General features: G+C 70.3%; 15 protein-coding genes. 12 read left to right on the forward strand and 3 right to left on the reverse strand.

Annotated elements, in window-relative coordinates:
* Window positions 1-22: 22 nt before the first annotated feature.
* Both LCL87_RS12645 and LCL87_RS12650 read right to left on the reverse strand, forming a co-directional pair.
* On the reverse strand, window positions 23-895 hold the full coding sequence (locus LCL87_RS12645; protein ID WP_225020089.1) for a ribokinase: 873 nt from the start codon (window positions 893-895) through the stop codon (window positions 23-25).
* Window positions 896-989: 94 nt separating this feature from the next.
* The gene (locus tag LCL87_RS12650; RefSeq protein WP_225020090.1) at window positions 990-2,402 is read right to left on the reverse strand and encodes an amino acid permease; all 1,413 of its coding nucleotides are present in this window, start codon (window positions 2,400-2,402) and stop codon (window positions 990-992) included.
* A gap of 44 nt (window positions 2,403-2,446) precedes the next feature.
* On the opposite strand from LCL87_RS12650, the gene LCL87_RS12655 reads away from it, so the two are divergent.
* The 11 genes from LCL87_RS12655 to holA all read left to right on the forward strand — a co-directional run bounded on the left by LCL87_RS12655 (window position 2,447) and on the right by holA (window position 13,931).
* On the forward strand, window positions 2,447-3,730 hold the full coding sequence (locus LCL87_RS12655; RefSeq protein WP_225020092.1) for a glutamate-5-semialdehyde dehydrogenase: 1,284 nt from the start codon (window positions 2,447-2,449) through the stop codon (window positions 3,728-3,730).
* A gap of 19 nt (window positions 3,731-3,749) precedes the next feature.
* Complete coding sequence (locus tag LCL87_RS12660) at window positions 3,750-4,631, forward strand: AAA family ATPase (protein WP_225020094.1); 882 nt, start codon at window positions 3,750-3,752, stop codon at window positions 4,629-4,631.
* A 13-nt stretch (window positions 4,632-4,644) separates the two neighbouring features.
* Window positions 4,645-6,093, forward strand: a complete 1,449-nt coding sequence (locus tag LCL87_RS12665; RefSeq protein WP_225020096.1) for a VWA domain-containing protein — start codon at window positions 4,645-4,647, stop codon at window positions 6,091-6,093.
* An 81-nt stretch (window positions 6,094-6,174) separates the two neighbouring features.
* A complete protein-coding gene (nadD, locus tag LCL87_RS12670) occupies window positions 6,175-6,870 on the forward strand; it encodes a nicotinate-nucleotide adenylyltransferase (protein ID WP_237692136.1) in 696 nt (231 codons plus the stop codon).
* A complete protein-coding gene (gene rsfS, locus LCL87_RS12675; protein ID WP_225020100.1) occupies window positions 6,871-7,290 on the forward strand; it encodes a ribosome silencing factor in 420 nt (139 codons plus the stop codon). It begins immediately after the preceding gene.
* 80 nt (window positions 7,291-7,370) lie between these two features.
* The gene (locus LCL87_RS12680; RefSeq protein ID WP_237692138.1) at window positions 7,371-7,952 is read left to right on the forward strand and encodes a histidine phosphatase family protein; all 582 of its coding nucleotides are present in this window, start codon (window positions 7,371-7,373) and stop codon (window positions 7,950-7,952) included.
* 40 nt (window positions 7,953-7,992) lie between these two features.
* Entirely contained in the window at window positions 7,993-8,748 is a 756-nt protein-coding gene (gene octT, locus LCL87_RS12685; RefSeq protein ID WP_225020104.1) for a diglucosylglycerate octanoyltransferase, read from the forward strand.
* 4 nt (window positions 8,749-8,752) lie between these two features.
* Window positions 8,753-9,631, forward strand: a complete 879-nt coding sequence (locus tag LCL87_RS12690; protein WP_225020106.1) for a DegV family protein — start codon at window positions 8,753-8,755, stop codon at window positions 9,629-9,631.
* Window positions 9,632-9,700: 69 nt separating this feature from the next.
* A complete protein-coding gene (locus LCL87_RS12695; protein WP_225020108.1) occupies window positions 9,701-10,582 on the forward strand; it encodes a ComEA family DNA-binding protein in 882 nt (293 codons plus the stop codon).
* Window positions 10,579-12,957 carry a DNA internalization-related competence protein ComEC/Rec2 gene (locus tag LCL87_RS12700; RefSeq protein WP_225020110.1) on the forward strand — a complete coding sequence of 793 codons (2,379 nt, stop codon included), beginning with the start codon at window positions 10,579-10,581 and terminating at the stop codon, window positions 12,955-12,957. Before LCL87_RS12695 ends, LCL87_RS12700 begins: the two co-directional genes overlap by 4 nt.
* On the forward strand, window positions 12,954-13,931 hold the full coding sequence (holA, locus tag LCL87_RS12705) for a DNA polymerase III subunit delta (RefSeq protein ID WP_225020112.1): 978 nt from the start codon (window positions 12,954-12,956) through the stop codon (window positions 13,929-13,931). Before LCL87_RS12700 ends, holA begins: the two co-directional genes overlap by 4 nt.
* A 145-nt stretch (window positions 13,932-14,076) precedes the next feature.
* Here the strand turns inward: holA and rpsT are convergent, their stop codons facing one another.
* Complete coding sequence (gene rpsT / locus LCL87_RS12710) at window positions 14,077-14,337, reverse strand: 30S ribosomal protein S20 (protein ID WP_225020114.1); 261 nt, start codon at window positions 14,335-14,337, stop codon at window positions 14,077-14,079.
* A 352-nt stretch (window positions 14,338-14,689) separates the two neighbouring features.
* Here rpsT and LCL87_RS12715 point away from each other — a divergent pair, with 352 nt between their 5' ends.
* The gene (locus LCL87_RS12715) at window positions 14,690-15,460 is read left to right on the forward strand and encodes an aquaporin (RefSeq protein WP_225020116.1); all 771 of its coding nucleotides are present in this window, start codon (window positions 14,690-14,692) and stop codon (window positions 15,458-15,460) included.
* Window positions 15,461-15,481 lie beyond the last annotated feature (21 nt).

Here is a 15,481-nt window from a genome sequence, read left to right on the forward strand (position 1 = left end):
CGGTGCCAACCGAGTTTCGATTTCAGGCGTTCTCGGACAGCAGCGCCTCGATCTCACCGCGCGTCGGCGACGCCGCGCTCGCGCCGGGACGCGTGGCGGTGAGGGCCCCGGCGGCGCACGCGAAGGCCAGTGCCTCGCGAGGGCCGCGGCTCCACGTCGAGGCCAGCGCGCCCGCGAACGCGTCGCCCGCGCCGGTGGTGTCGACCGCGTCGACGGTGGGGGAGTCGACCCGGATCCTCTCGCCGCCGGGTCCCCGGTACCGCGCGCCGTCGGCGCCGAGGGTCGTGACGACGTGCTGCACGCGGGCGAGCGTGTCCTCGCCGAGTTGCCGCTCCTCGGTTTCGTTGACGACGAGGACGTCCACCGCATCGGCGAGGGCGTCCGGAAGCGTCTGTGCCGGTGACGGATTGAGCATGACGACGGTGTCGTGGGCGGCGGCGTGCCGTGCCGCCGCGATCACCGTTTCGAGGGGAATCTCCAACTGGCACAACAGGATGTCGGCGTCGGCGACCGCCGTCAGCTCCTCGTCGGTGAGGTCGACCACGCGCGAGTTCGCGCCCGGCACCACGACGATCGAGTTCTGGCCGTCGCCGTCGACGGTGATCGCGGCGATTCCGCTGGGGCCCGGCACCTCCCGCAGTCGTACGGCGTCGACCTCGGCGTCCACCAGCGCCTGCCGCAGTTCCAGCGCGAACGTGTCGTCGCCCACTGCACCCACGAACACGATGTCCGCGCCGGCCTTCGCCGCCGCGATCGCCTGGTTGGAACCCTTGCCGCCCGGCGTCGTCGCGAACGACACCCCGAGGATCGTCTCGCCGGGGGCGGGCATTCGGTCGGTGTGGGCCACCAGGTCCATGTTGATGCTGCCGACGACGACCACCCTGTTCTCCGCCATGCACCGAGGTTAGCTGCGATGGCCGAATGTCACATCGGGTCGGTTGGGCGGAACGCGTGTGACATTCGGCCGGATCCGTCGGGGCAATTGGAGGTCAGTAGCGCGACGACGCACGTCCGATCATGGCGTAGTAGCCCGCGCCCACCAGCACACCGAAGATGGCGCCGACCGCCAGCGCGATCCGGCCCGCGTCGGTGAAGAACAGCAGCACGACGACGAACGCCAGGAATGTCAGCGCGATCCAGTTGGTGTACGGCGCGCCGGGGAGTCGGTAGTCGGACGCGGGCAGTGCGCCGCGGTTCACGAAGCGGCGGTACCGCAGGTGGCACGCGAGGATCACGCCCCACACGAAGATGATCCCGATCGTCGACACCGAGGTGATGTAGACGAACGCACGGTCGGGCGAGAGGATGTTGACGACGACGCCGATGATCATGGCGCCGGCCGACATCGTGATGCCCACGTACGGCACGTGCCGGCCGCTCAGCTTGCCCAGTGCCGCGGGCGCCTCGTGGCGCAGCGACAGGCTGCGCAGCATCCGGCCCGTCGAGTAGATGCCGGAGTTGCACGACGACAGCGCCGCGGTCAGCAGGACGAAGTTCATGATGCCCGCGGCGGCGGGGATGCCGATCTGCTCGAGCACCTCGACGAACGGGCTCTTGCCGGCGTGGAAGTCCTGCCAGCTCGCGACCGACAGGATCACGATCAGCGAGCCGACGTAGAACAGGCCGATGCGGAACGGCAGTGTGTTGATCGCCTTGCGGAGGGTCTGCTTGGGATCCTTCGCCTCACCGGCCGTGACGCCGACCAGTTCGACGCCGACGTACGCGAACATCACCACCTGCAGGCTCATCAGCGCACTGCCGAACCCGTTGGGGAAGACGCCACCGTCGGCCCACAAGTTCGTCACCGTCGGGTTGGTGGCGTGACCGAAGCCGAGCGTGAGGACGCCGATGCCGATCAGGATCATCCCCAGGATGGCGGTGATCTTGATGGCGGAGAACCAGAACTCGGCCTCGCCGAAGAGCTTCACCGAGATGAGGTTGGCGCTGAACAGGACCAGCAGGACGACGAGTGCGGTCAACCACGTCGGGACGCTCGGCCACCAGTATTCGACGTACTTGCCGGCCACCGTGATCTCGGCCATGCACGTGGCCGCCCACACCGCCCAGTACGCCCACCCGGTCGCGAAGCCGAAGAAGCGTCCCAGGAACTCCTCGGCGTACTCGGCGAAGCTGCCGGAGACCGGCCGATACGTCAGGAGTTCGCCGAGGGCGCGCATGATCACGAAGATCGCCAGCCCGGCCGCCAGATAGGCGAGGATGAGCGACGGTCCGGCCTCCTCGATGGCCCCGCCGGCGCCGTAGAACAGGCCGGTCCCGATCGCGCCGCCGAGCGCGATCATCTGCACGGTGCGGGCGTTGAGTCCGCGGCTGTATCCCTCTGACGGTGCTTGGTGAATCGTCTCGTGTTGTGACACTGACTCTTCCTTACGCAGACGGCGCATGGGCAGAACGATTATGCGCTCGGAGTGCTCGCTAATCTGTAGATATGACTGCCGCGACGCACACTTCACCGGCCGCCAGCGACTCCGGGGACACCCGCCAGGAGGTCCACGACGCGGCCCGGCGCGCGCGTGTCGCGTCCCGTGCACTGGCGCTGCTGACCACCGCTCAGAAGGACGCTGCCCTGCAGGCGGCGGCGGATGCGGTCGTCGCCGCGACCGACGAGATCCTCGCCGCGAACGCCGAGGACATCGAGACCGCCCGCGCGGCCGGCACCGAGGACTCGCTCCTCGACCGACTTCGCCTGACCGCCGCGCGTGTCGACGGCATCGCGTCCGGTCTGCGTCAGGTGGCCGGACTGTCCGATCCGGTCGGTGAGATCATCCGCGGTTCGACGCTGCCCAACGGTCTCGAGATCCGTCAGGTCCGCGTCCCGCTCGGCGTGGTCGGCATGGTGTACGAGGCACGCCCCAACGTCACGGTCGACGCGTTCGGTCTGGCCCTCAAGTCCGGCAACGCGGCGCTGCTGCGGGGGTCGTCGTCGGCGGCGAACTCCAACGCCGCGCTGGTGAAGGTGCTGCGGGAGTCGCTCACCGCGCAGGGTCTGCCCGCGGACGCCGTCCAGTTGCTGCCCAGCGCCGACCGCTCGAGCGTCACGCACCTCATCCAGGCCCGCGGCCTCGTCGACGTCGTGATCCCGCGCGGCGGTGCCGGCCTGATCAACGCGGTCGTGCGGGACGCGACCGTGCCGACCATCGAGACCGGCGTCGGCAACTGCCACGTCTACGTGCACGCCGCCGCGGACCTCGAGATGGCCGAGAAGATCGTCCTCAACGCCAAGACCCGCCGCCCCAGCGTGTGCAACACCGCCGAGACGCTGCTGATCGACGCCGCGATCGCCGACACCGCGGTGCCCAAGCTGCTGCAGGCGCTGCAGATGCACAGCGTCACCGTGCACGGCGACCTGCCGGGCCTCGTCCCCGCCACCGAGGAGGACTGGTCCGAGGAGTACCTGACCCTCGACATCGCGCTCAAGGTCGTCGACGGCCTCGACGAGGCCGTCGCGCACATCGACCGCTACGGCACCGGCCACACCGAGGCCATCGTGACGTCCGATCTGTCCGCTGCGCGCGAGTTCACCACGCGTGTCGACGCCGCCGCGGTTATGGTCAACGCCTCGACTGCCTTCACCGACGGTGAGCAGTTCGGGTTCGGCGCGGAGATCGGGATCTCCACGCAGAAGCTGCACGCCCGCGGTCCGATGGGTCTGGGCGAGCTCACCTCGACGAAGTGGACTGTCTGGGGAGACGGTCATACCCGACCGGCCTGACGGCCCGAAAGGACTGAGCGTGGACCGCGCCCTGCCGACTGCACCGCCGCTGTTCGCGAGTGTCGACGACGTCGTCGAACGACTCGCCGAGACCGGCTACCTCGCCGACAAGGGCACCGCGACCGCGGTGTTCCTCGCAGACCGGTTGGGCAAGCCGCTGCTGATCGAGGGTCCCGCCGGTGTCGGCAAGACCGAGCTGGCGCGGGCCGTCGCGCAGACGTCGGCGGCCGAGCTGGTACGGCTGCAGTGCTACGAGGGCGTCGACGAGTCCCGCGCGCTCTACGAGTGGAATCACGCCAAGCAGATCCTGCGCATTCAAGCCGGTAGTGATCACAGCTGGGACGCGACCAAGCAGGACGTCTTCTCGGAGGAGTTCCTGCTGTCGCGGCCGCTGCTGACCGCGATCCGCCGCGAGGATCCGACGGTGCTGCTGATCGACGAGGTCGACAAGGCCGACGTCGAGATCGAGGGTCTGCTGCTCGAGGTCCTCAGCGACTTCGCAGTGACGATCCCCGAGCTCGGCACCATCACCGCGACCCGCAAGCCGTTCGCGGTCCTCACCTCGAACGCGACCCGCGAGCTGTCCGAGGCGCTCAAGCGGCGCTGCCTGTTCCTGCACCTGGACTTCCCCGACGCCGACCTCGAGCGCCGGATTCTCGCGAGCCGGGTGCCCGAACTGCCCGAGGCGGTGGCCGACCAGCTGGTCCGCACGGTGAACGTGCTGCGCGGCATGCAGCTCAAGAAGGTGCCGTCGGTGTCGGAGACCATCGACTGGGGCCGGACCCTGCTCGCGCTGGGACTCGACACCCTCGACGACGACGCCGTCCGCGCCACGATGGGTGTGGTGCTCAAGCATCGCGCCGATCAGCAGCGCGCCGCCGCCGAACTGCGCCTCAACTGAGAGGACCTCGCCGATGATCACCTCGCCCGCGAACCGTCGTGGTGGTCCGCCCGCGCCGTACGGAATCCCCGGTCATCTCGTCGACTTCGTCGAGGCGCTGCGCCGGCGCGGCATCTCGGTCGGCCCGTCCGAGACGGTCGACGCCGGCCGGGTGATGTCCGTCCTCGATCTGCTCGATCGGGAGGCGCTGCGCGAGGGACTCGCGTGTTCGCTGCTGCGCCGACCGACGCACCGGGCCACGTTCGACGCGCTGTTCGATCTGTGGTTCCCGGCCGGTGTCGGCCTGCGCGGCCAGGGCGCGGATGATGCCCCGACGCTGCCGCGGACCCCGGACGGCGAGATCGACTTCGGCGCGCTGCAGGAACTGCTCGCGGAACTACTGGCCGACGACTCACCGGAGGCGCTCGAGCGGCTCGAGGCGCTGGTCGCGCAGATGGTCGAGGACATCGGCAAGTACGAGTCGTCGAACGGCCCGTCGTTCTCGGCGTACCAGGCATTGCGGAACGTCGCGCCGGACACGCTGCTCGACAAGATCCTGTCCGGACTGCTGGGCAACCAGCCGCGGGAGGACAAGGCGGGGGGCAACTACGCGTCCGAGGTCGCCAAGCGGGCCGCGGTGCAGCGGATCATGGACTTCCGCAAGATGGTCGAGTCCGAGACTCGACGGCGGTCGGCCGAGCAGGTCGGCAAGGAACGTGTCGCGAACTACGGGGTGCCCAAGCTCGCCGAGGAGGTCGACTTCCTGCGGGCGTCCGACTCCGAACTGGTGGCCTTGCGGCGCAGCGTCACCCCGCTCGCCCGTCTTCTCGCGAGCCGCCTGGCGGTGCGGCGCAGCCGGGCCCGCTCGGGCGCGATCGATCTGCGGCGCACGCTGCGCAAGTCGATGTCCACGGGCGGGGTTCCCATCGATCTGGTGCAGCGCAAGCCGCGCCCGGCGCGTCCCGAACTGGTGTTGCTGTGCGACGTCTCGGGTTCGGTGGCCGGCTTCGCGCATTTCACGCTGCTGCTGGTGCACGCGCTGCGCGAGCAGTTCTCCCGGGTGCGCGTGTTCGCGTTCATCGACACCACGGACGAGGTGACCCGCTTCTTCGACACCGGTGCCGATCTAGGGGTGTCGATGTCGCGGATGCTCCGCGAGGCCGAACTGATCACGTACGACGGCCACTCCGACTACGGGCACTCGCTCGGGGTGTTCGCCGAGCGGTACGCGCACACCCTCAGCGGACGGAGTTCGCTGCTCGTCCTGGGTGACGGCCGCAACAACTACCGCGATCCGGGCCTGCCCGCGCTCGAGAGCCTGGTGTCGGTCGCCAAGCACGCGCACTGGCTCAACCCCGAACCCCGAGGTCAGTGGGGGACCGGAGATTCGGCGGCCCTCGATTACAACGAGGTGATCGACATGCACGAGTGTCGCTCCGCGCAGCAACTCGCGGCGGTGGTCGCCGGTTTGCTGCCTGTGTGACCGGGTGTTCCGCGGGAGCCCGTAAGCTGGATCCTCGTGCAGCAGCCGACAGCGATCACCCCCCGGCGCCGCCTGGGCGTGATGGGTGGCACCTTCGATCCGATCCACCACGGTCACCTGGTGGCCGCCAGTGAGGTCGCGGATCGATTCGCTCTCGACGAGGTGATCTTCGTGCCCACGGGACAGCCGTGGCAGAAGGACGATCGCGACGTCAGCCCGGCCGAGGACCGCTACCTGATGACGGTCATCGCGACCGCGTCGAACCCGAGGTTCTCGGTGAGCCGCGTCGACGTCGACCGCGGCAAGGTCACCTACACGGTGGACACGCTGCGGGACCTGCACGCCCAGCACCCCGATGCCGAACTGTTCTTCATCACGGGTGCGGACGCGCTCGAGAGCATCCTGTCGTGGCAGGACTGGGAGGAACTGTTCGCGCTGGCCAAGTTCGTGGGTGTCTCGCGACCGGGCTACGAACTGCACACCGAGCACCTCTCGTCCCACCTCGAGCGGCTGCCGCGTGATGCGGTGACGTTGATCGAGATCCCCGCACTGGCGATCTCGTCCACCGAATGTCGGCTGCGGGCGAGCGAGCACCGGCCGGTCTGGTACCTCGTGCCGGACGGCGTGGTGCAGTACATCAGCAAGCGGAACCTGTACCGGCCGCAAGGGGCGGAGCGGCTGGACGGTGCGGTCACGATGTCGGAGCCGGTCCCGGCGCGACAGTCGTCCACCGAACCTTCACAATCTTCAGTACAAGCAGAACCAGGAGAACACTGAGTGAGCGCATCGAACGACGCCATCGAGATGGCACGAATCGCGGCACTGGCGGCCGACGAGAAGCTGGCCTCGGATGTGGTGGTGCTCGACGTGTCGGAGCACCTCGTGATCACGGACTGCTTCGTCATCGCGTCGGCGGCCAATGAGCGTCAGGTCAACGCGATCGTCGACAACGTCGAGGACAAGCTGCGTGAGGCCGGGCACAAGCCTGTGCGTCGCGAGGGTGCCCGCGAGGGCCGCTGGGCCCTGATCGACTTCGTCGACATCGTGGTGCACATCCAGCACACCGACGAGCGCAATTTCTACGCGCTGGACCGGCTGTGGAAGGACTGCCCGGAGATTCCGGTCGAGGGCGTCGAGCCCCGTAGCCTGCCGCTCGACGACGAGCCGGCCGACGAGGCCGGGGAGTCGGAGCAGTGACGGCCGCCGCAGCCGGACCAGTTGTCAGGCGGCTGATCCTGCTGCGGCACGGCCAGACCGAGTACAACGCGACCAGCCGGATGCAGGGGCAGCTCGACACCGACCTGTCCGACCTGGGACGGTCGCAGGCGAAGTCTGCGGCGCAGGCACTCGCCGACACCCGACCGTTCGCGATCGTGTCGTCGGATCTGCGGCGCGCGCACGACACCGCGCTCGCGCTGGGGGACCACATCGGGCTGCCCGTCGAGACCGACAGCCGGCTGCGGGAGACACATCTCGGGGAGTGGCAGGGGCTCACCCACACCGACGTCGACGACATCTCGCCCGGCGCGCGGTCGCGGTGGCGAACCGACGCCGAGTGGGCGCCGCCCGCCGGCGAGAGCCGCATCGACGTGGCCGCCCGCAGCCTGCCGGTTGTGCAGGAACTGCTCGAACGTCACGGGAACTGGGGCGAAGCCCCCCTCGTGCTCGTCGCGCACGGCGGTCTGATCGCCGCGCTGACGGCGCGTCTGCTCGACCTTCCGGCGGATCGTTGGCCGGTGCTCGGAGGACTCGGGAACACCAGCTGGGTGCAGCTCAGCGGACATGGGGAGGGTACGGAACCGGTATGGCGATTGGATGTGTGGAACGCGTCGGCGAACGTCGCCGGCGACGTGCTCTGACGGCGGTGCCGTCGGTTCGGCATCTGACGGCGGTCTCGTCGTGACGGCACCCGGGCCGGAGCAGCCGGTCCTGCTGGTGGTCGCGGATTCGCTTGCGTACTACGGGCCCAAGGGCGGGCTGCCCGCGGATCATCCGCGGATCTGGCCCAGCTTGGTCGCGAAGGAACTGGGCTGGCGGGTCGAGTTGGTGGCGCGAATCGGCTGGACCAGCCGCGACGCGTGGTGGGCGATCACTCAGGATCCACGGGTGTGGGCGGCGGTGCCGCAGGCGGGCGCGGTGGTGTTCGCGGTCGGCGGCATGGATTCGCTGCCGTCGCCGCTGCCGACCGCGCTGCGCGAGCAGTTGCGCTACATCCGTCCGCCGGCGCTGCGGCGGGTCGTCCGCTCCGGCTACCAGTGGCTGCAGCCGCGGCTGTCCAAGCTGGGACGTCCGGTGGCGCTGCCACCGAGACTGTCGGTCGAATACCTGGAAAGCTGCCGCGACGCGCTCGCGGCGATCCGGCCGGACCTCCCGGTGATCGGTACGTACCCGTCGGTGCATCGCTGTGACGCGTACGGTCGGGTGCACGCCGGACGGGAACCCGCGGTGCGGGCGCTCGAGGCGTGGTCGTCGCAGAAGGGGGTGCCGATGGTCGATCTGGCTGCCGCCGTGCGCGACAACGTCTTCTCCGACAACGCCAACCCGGACGGAATCCACTGGGGCTGGGACGCTCACGAGGAGGTCGCCGCGGCGATGATCGACGCGATCAAGAACGTTCGACGCCCCGTGTCGTCCACCGAATCCGGAGCGGAGTAGCGCCGTGCCCGTCGTCGTCGTGACCGATTCGTCGGCCTGCCTGCCGCCCGAACTGGTCGATCGCTTCGGCATCCGAGTGGTGCCGCTGCATCTGCTCAGCGACGGTCGGGACCTGCGCGACGGCATCGACCCGGTCCCGGACGACCTGTCCGGGGTGACGACGTCGGGTGCCTCTCCCGGTGAGCTCACCGACGCGTATGCCGAGGCGCTCGAACAGAGCGGTGGCGACGGGGTCGTCGCCGTGCATATCTCCCGTGGTCTGTCGGGGACGTGGGAGGCGGGCCGTCAGGCCGCGCAGAAGCTCGGTGAGAAGGTCCGCATCGTCGACTCGGAGTCGACGGGGATGGGTCTCGGGTTCCCGGCGTTGGCGGCGGCCCGCGTGGCGCGCGCCGGCGGCGGCCTCAAGGTCGTCTACCAGCGGGCCGTGGAGGTGGCGGCTCGCGGACGGACGTTCATCGTCGTCGACCGTCTCGACCACCTGCGGCGCGGCGGCCGGATCGGCACGGCGGCCGCCCTGCTCGGTACCGCGCTCGCCATGAAGCCTGTCCTGCACATCGTCGAGGGCAAACTGGTGCTGCGCGAGAAGACCCGGACGTCGACCAAGGCGCTCACCAAACTCGTCGACGCCGCGGTGGAACAGGCCGGGACGGGCCCGGCCGCGGTCGCGGTGCATCATTCGCATGCCGCCGAGCGAGCCGAGGACGTCGTGGCCCAGCTGAAGGACCGGATTCCGGATCTGAGCGAGGTCGTCGTCACCGAGATCGGCGCGGTCCTCGGCGCGCACGTCGGCCCAGGTGCGGTCGGTGTGGTGGTGTGCCCGGGCGGGGCGGGTCTACCTGCACCGGAGGACGATTCGACGCCGTCATCCACAGCTGATCGTTGATCCACAGATTTCTTTCCTCCGGCTGATTCGGCCGGTTCGCCGTCCGGTGGGGGTTCTAGCGTCGGCGGCATGGGTATCGATCAGGATCGTGCGACGGTGCGCCGCCGACTGGTGGCGTCCACATCCTCCGGAGGCCCGGCGGAGCAGACCGCGGCCGGGCCCGACAGCGACGTCTCCACGTTCGAGGACCCCGCCGAGCGGGCCCCAGGCTGGCTGTTCGACCGCGGCGCCGAGTCGGAACGGGACGAGCCGGAGGCCCCTTCGCCCCGGGCGCGCCTCGCGCTCGGTCGCCGCGGCGCGGCGGTCCTCGTGCTCGTGGGGCTGCTCGCCGCAGGGATCGCGGGGGTGGCCGTGTGGCGGGATCGGCCGACCGCGCAGGCGGTGCCACCGCTACCGGTGGTCGAGGTGCGCGAGTCGGATCCCGTCGGTGACCGGGACGCCGGCGCCGCGCCGTCGACACCCGCACCGGAACCGGTCGGCGACGCCCAGCTGATCGTGAGCGTCGTCGGTCTGGTCAATCAGGCCGGGCTGGTTCGTCTTCCACCCGGATCCCGCATCGCCGACGCGCTGGCCGCGGCCGGCGGACCGCGCCCCGGCGCCGACGTCCTGGGGCTGAACATGGCCGAACGCGTCGACGACGGCGACCAGATCCTGGTCGGGGCGATCCCCCCGGACGGTGGCCCCACCACCGTGGGGAGTGCGCGCGTCGGCCCCGGCGCGGCGGCGGGGAGCGGGGCCGGTGGTGGCGCGAAGGCGGCCGGGAAGATCAGCCTGAACTCCGCCGGCGCCGAGGAACTCGACGCGCTGCCCGGCGTCGGGCCGGTCACTGCGGCGGCGATCGTGTCGTGGCGGCAGAGCAACGGGAAGTTCACCGACGTCGAGCAATTGGGCGAGGTCGACGGTATCGGGCCCGCACGACTGGCGAAGCTGCGCGACCTGGTGACGTTGTGACCGAGCGGGACCAGCCGCTCGATCTGCGTCTGGTCCCGTCTGCGGCGGCCTGCTGGGCCGCGACCCTCGTCGGGTTGCTGGCGGGGTGGCGTCCGGTGGCGGTGTTGGCCGTCGTGCTGGCCGGGGTGGGAACGGTGCTCGCGGCTCTTCTGTGGCGACGACGCCGCGACGGGACGACGGTGGTGGCGGGTGTCGGCGTGGGGCTCGTCGCGGCGGCGCTGCTCGGCGCGGGCTTCTCCGCGGCGATCGCGGCCCGGGCCCACGCCGCCGAGACGCACCCGGTCGCCGCGATGGCGGCGACGGGTACCTCCGGCACGCTCGGCGTCGTGCTCGACGACGACCCGAAGCCGCTGCGCAGCAGAGGATTCGGTGGCGAGCGGCAGCTGATGCTGCGCGCGTCGCTGCGTGAGATCCGGGCCGGCGATGCCGCAGTGCGGGCGGGTGGGTCGGTGCTGATCTTCGCCGAGGGCGCGGAATGGGAAGGTCTGCTGCCCGGGCAGCGGGTGACGCTGCGCGGGCGCCTCGCCGAGCCGGAGCGCCGCGATCTCACGGTGGCCGTCGTGCGGGCGACGGGCCCGCCGGTGCGAGTCGAGGAGCCGTCGACGATCCAGCGCTGGGCGGGAGCGGTCCGGGACCGGCTGGCGGCGGCCGCGGCCGATGCGCTGCCGGACGATCAGGCGGGCCTGCTGCCGGGACTCGTCGTCGGCGACACCACCGCACTTGCCCAGGAGACCAAGGACGAGTTCACGGCCGCCGGACTCACCCACCTCACGGCGGTGTCGGGAGCGAACGTCTCCATCGTTCTCGGTGCGGTGCTGCTCGTGGTCCGCGGTGTCGGGCTGGGCCCGCGCACCGGCGCGGTGCTGGCCGGGCTCGCGCTGGTGGCCTTCGTCGTCATCGCCCGGCCGTCGCCGAGCGTGCTACGTGCCGCCGCGATGGGGTGCGTCGCGCTGCTGGCGCTGGTGACCGGACGCCGCAAGCAGGCGACCCCGGCGCTCGCTGCCTCCGTCGTCGTCCTGCTGGCGCTGTTTCCCTCGCTCGCAGTCGATTTCGGGTTCGCGCTGTCGGTGGTCGCGACCGCCGGGCTGGTCGTCGTGTCCCCGGTGCTGGTGGAGCGGCTGCGGGAGCGAGGCTGGCCGCGCTGGCTCGCCGAGATGTGTGCGGTCGCGATTGCCGCGTTCGTGGTCACCGCGCCGCTGGTGGCGGCGATGTCCGGCACGGTCAGTGTCGTCTCGATCGTCGCCAACGTTCTCGTGGCGCCGGTGGTCGCCCCGATCACCGTGGTCGGCGCGGTGGCCGCGGTGCTGGCGGTGATCTGGCTGCCCGCGGCGACACTGGTCGTGCGGATCGCCGGGCCGCCCCTGTGGTGGCTGCTCGAGGTCGCCGACCGGGCGGCGGCCGTGCCGGGCGGAAGTATCGCAGTGCGCGACGGAATCGGCGGTGCGGTGGTCGTGACGATCGGCGTGGTGGTCGTGGGCCTGGCGGTGCGCCACCGGTGGTCGCGCCGGATGCTCCTGGCGGTCACCGTCGGTGTGGCGGCGGTGTGGGTTCCGACGCGATTCCATCAGCCGGGGTGGCCCGCACCGGGGTGGGCACTGGTCGCCTGCGATGTCGGCCAGGGTGACGGGCTGGTGCTGTCGGCCGGTGGGCGCCGGGCCGTCGTGGTGGACGCGGGCCCGGAGCCCGGTCCGATGGACCGATGCCTGCGACGTCTAGGGGTCGACGAGATCGCGCTGGTGATCGTCACCCACCTGCATGCGGACCATTACGGCGGCCTCGACGCGGTGCTGCGCGGCCGATCGGTGGGGGCGGTGGCGATCGGCCCGGCGAGCTTGCCGGACGGCGGGTTCCGCTTCGTCTCGTCTGCGGCTTCGCGTGCGGGTGTCCCGGTGGTACGACTGGCGGCGGGACGGGAGCTGACGGTGGGACCGGTCCGGCTGACCGTGCTCGGGCCGCTGCTGCCGGAACCGCGCACACCGGAGGCCGCGGAGGACGGCGCCAACGATGCGTCCCTCGTGCTGATGGCGCACACGGCCGCGGGCACCGTCCTGCTCACGGGAGACGTGGAGGAGGCCGGTCAGCGGGCGCTGCTGCGATCGGGGGTCCCGCTGCGCGCGGACGTGCTCAAGGTTCCGCACCACGGGTCCCGGACGACGAGTCCCGACTTCCTCGACGCGATCCGGCCTCGGGTGGCGCTCGTGAGCGTGGGGGCCGACAACACCTTCGGTCACCCGAATCCCGGCATCCTCCAACGGTTGGCGGCGCTGGGCACGGTGACCGCGCGAACCGATCGGAACGGGGACGTCGCGGTGGCGCGCTCGGGGTCCGGGGCGCTTGCCGTCGTGGGGCATTCTCGTGGGAACATCGTGCGGTGAGCACCTCAACGCGGCCCGATTCGCTCCAACTCGTTCTCGGTGACGAGGAGTTCCTGGTCGAGCGCGCGGTAGCTTCCGTGATCGCGGACGTGCGTGCCGCCGCCGGCGCGGCCGGCCAGGACATCCCGATCTCGCGGTTGCGTGCCGGTGACGCCAGCGCCCCCGAACTCGCGGAACTGCTGAGCCCGTCACTGTTCGCGGAGGACCGGGTGGTGGTGCTCGAGGCGGCCGCGGAGGCCGGCAAGGATGCCGTTGCTCTGGTGCAGGACGCGGCCGCGGATCTGCCCGAGGGCGTGGTCCTCGTCGTCCTGCACTCCGGCGGTGGCCGGGCGAAGGCGATGGCGGGCGTACTGCAGAAGTCCGGCGCCACCGTGCACCAGTGCGCCAAGCTCAAGGCGAACGAGCGGGTGGACTTCGTGCGCGGCGAGTTCCGCACCGCAGGGGTGCGGGTGTCGCCCGAGGTGATCGAACTCGTCGTCGAGGCCGTGGGGTCCGACCTGCGCGAACTCGCGGCGGCCTGCTCGCAGCTGGTGGCCGACACCGGCGGCAAGATCGACGCGTCCGCCGTGCAGCGCTACTACTCGGGCAAGGCCGAGGTGTCCGGTTTCGACGTCGCAGACAAGGCCGTGGCGGGGGACCGGCGCGGTGCGATGGAAGCGTTGCGGTGGGCGATGCACCGGGGTGTCCCGCACGTCCTGCTCGCCGACGCCCTCGCCGACGCGGTGCACACGATCGCGCGGGTGGGCTCGGCCGGCCGCGGCGACCCGTTCCGCATGGCGTCCGAGCTCGGGATGCCGCCGTGGAAGATCAAGAAGGCGCAGGGCCAGGCCCGCGGCTGGGATCCGGCGTCGATCGGTGAGGCGCTGCAGGTGGTCGCAAGGCTCAATGCGGAGGTCAAGGGGCAGGCGGCGGACGCCGACTATGCGGTCGAGGCCGCCGTCCAGCGGATCGTCGCCCTCCACGGCGGCCGCTGACCCCACGGGCGCCGGCCCCTATCGCGTCCGGCGCCCTCGCCCGAGACCAGGGAATTCGGAAACAAGCACAACAAGAAATAGCCCCCGATCAATGATCGGGGGCTATTTCTACAGAGCTTGCGACGGCGGAACCGTCAGAAACTTGTCAGATGGAGTTGGCGACCTTCGCAAGCGCCGACTTCTTGTTAGCGGCCTGGTTGGCGTGGATGACGCCACTGCCGGCTGCCTTGTCGAGCTTGCGGCTGGTGGCGACGAGGAGCTCGTTGGCCTTGTCCTTGTCACCGGCTGCCGCGGCCTCGCGGAAGGAACGGATCGCCGTGCGCAGCGAGGACTTGACCGACTGGTTGCGGAGTCGGTTGCGCTCGTTGGTGCGGATCCGCTTCACCTGGGACTTGATGTTGGCCACGCGTAAAATCCTGTCGTCTTTTGGTTTCTGTCGAAAAGCTCTGAGCACACGGGTGTGCCGACCGACGACACTACCAGTACCCGTGTGGTGTTCTCAAACCGGTGGCCGTCCAGGGCTCGGTGGAAGCCTACCTGCTCGTGCGACCGGAGCCGTGCGTCAGGGTGGGGGTTCCGTGTCCACCCGGCTCCGCGCCGGTTTGCCCTGCCTTCTGTGTCGGGCCTTCCGGAACGTGGTCTCGCGCATACCGATTCGGACTCGGAGTGTGCCGAATGCGCCGAAAAGAGACCGTGTTGTACGTAAAGTCCCGATCGAAATCACAGTTGCTCTTCGGTTCGGGAATGAAGGGGTGTGCATGTCGACAGCGCAGGAAATCGCGGAGAAGGAAGAAATCTCCGACGTCAAGAAGTACCTCGCCGAGGGGGCCGGCACCTTCGTGCTGGTGTTCGCGGCGATCGGTACCGCGGTGTTCGCCGGGACAGCCGTCGGACAACTGGGGATCGCGCTCGCGTTCGGTCTGACGCTGATGTTCCTGGTCTACGCGATCGGTCCCATCTCGGGTTGCCACGTCAACCCCGCGGTCACGCTGGGCCACTTCATCCTCGGCCGCTTGTCCGCGGCAAAGGCCGGCTACTACGTGCTCTCGCAGGTCGTGGGCGGTCTCGTGGCGGGCCTGGCGGTGTACGCGATCGCGCAGAGCCTGCCCAGCTACAACCGCCGGGAGGACGGCCTGGCCGCCAACGGCTGGGGTGCCCACAGTCCGTCGGCCCAGTCGGGCCCGTTGGGCAAGGTCTTCGAGACCGGCTACGGCATCGGCGCCGCGATGACGGTCGAGATCATCCTCACTGCGCTGCTGGTCTTCGTGGTGCTCGCCTCGACCGACCAGTTGTCCGACGTCCCGCTTGCGGGCGTCTCGATCGGCTTCACCCTGGCGGTCATTCATCTCATCTCGATCCCGATCGACAACACCTCCGTCAACCCGGCGCGCAGCCTTGCGGTCGCTGCCTACCAGCCCGGTGCGCTCGGGCAGGTGTGGCTGTTCATCGTCTTCCCGCTGATCGGCGGAGCGCTGGGCGCGGTCATCTACCGCGCGCTGTTCGGCCGGTACAACCGACTGAACGACTGATCCGGATCGACAGGGGCCCGG

This window comes from Prescottella equi (genome assembly GCF_020171745.1).
Classification (GTDB): Bacteria; Actinomycetota; Actinomycetes; order Mycobacteriales; family Mycobacteriaceae; genus Prescottella; species Prescottella equi_A.

What these genes read in the sequence shown, in the direction of transcription:
- LCL87_RS12715 (WP_225020116.1), top strand. Translation starts at nt 14,690, where the DNA reads ATGTCGACAGCGCAGGAAATCGCGGAGAAGGAAGAAATCTCCGACGTC.
- LCL87_RS12665 (WP_225020096.1), top strand. Translation starts at nt 4,645, where the DNA reads ATGATCACCTCGCCCGCGAACCGTCGTGGTGGTCCGCCCGCGCCGTAC.
- nadD (WP_237692136.1), top strand. Translation starts at nt 6,175, where the DNA reads ATGGGTGGCACCTTCGATCCGATCCACCACGGTCACCTGGTGGCCGCC.
- LCL87_RS12650 (WP_225020090.1), bottom strand. Translation starts at nt 2,402, where the DNA reads ATGCGCCGTCTGCGTAAGGAAGAGTCAGTGTCACAACACGAGACGATT.
- LCL87_RS12695 (WP_225020108.1), top strand. Translation starts at nt 9,701, where the DNA reads ATGGGTATCGATCAGGATCGTGCGACGGTGCGCCGCCGACTGGTGGCG.
- LCL87_RS12680 (WP_237692138.1), top strand. Translation starts at nt 7,371, where the DNA reads ATGCAGGGGCAGCTCGACACCGACCTGTCCGACCTGGGACGGTCGCAG.
- LCL87_RS12655 (WP_225020092.1), top strand. Translation starts at nt 2,447, where the DNA reads ATGACTGCCGCGACGCACACTTCACCGGCCGCCAGCGACTCCGGGGAC.
- LCL87_RS12645 (WP_225020089.1), bottom strand. Translation starts at nt 895, where the DNA reads ATGGCGGAGAACAGGGTGGTCGTCGTCGGCAGCATCAACATGGACCTG.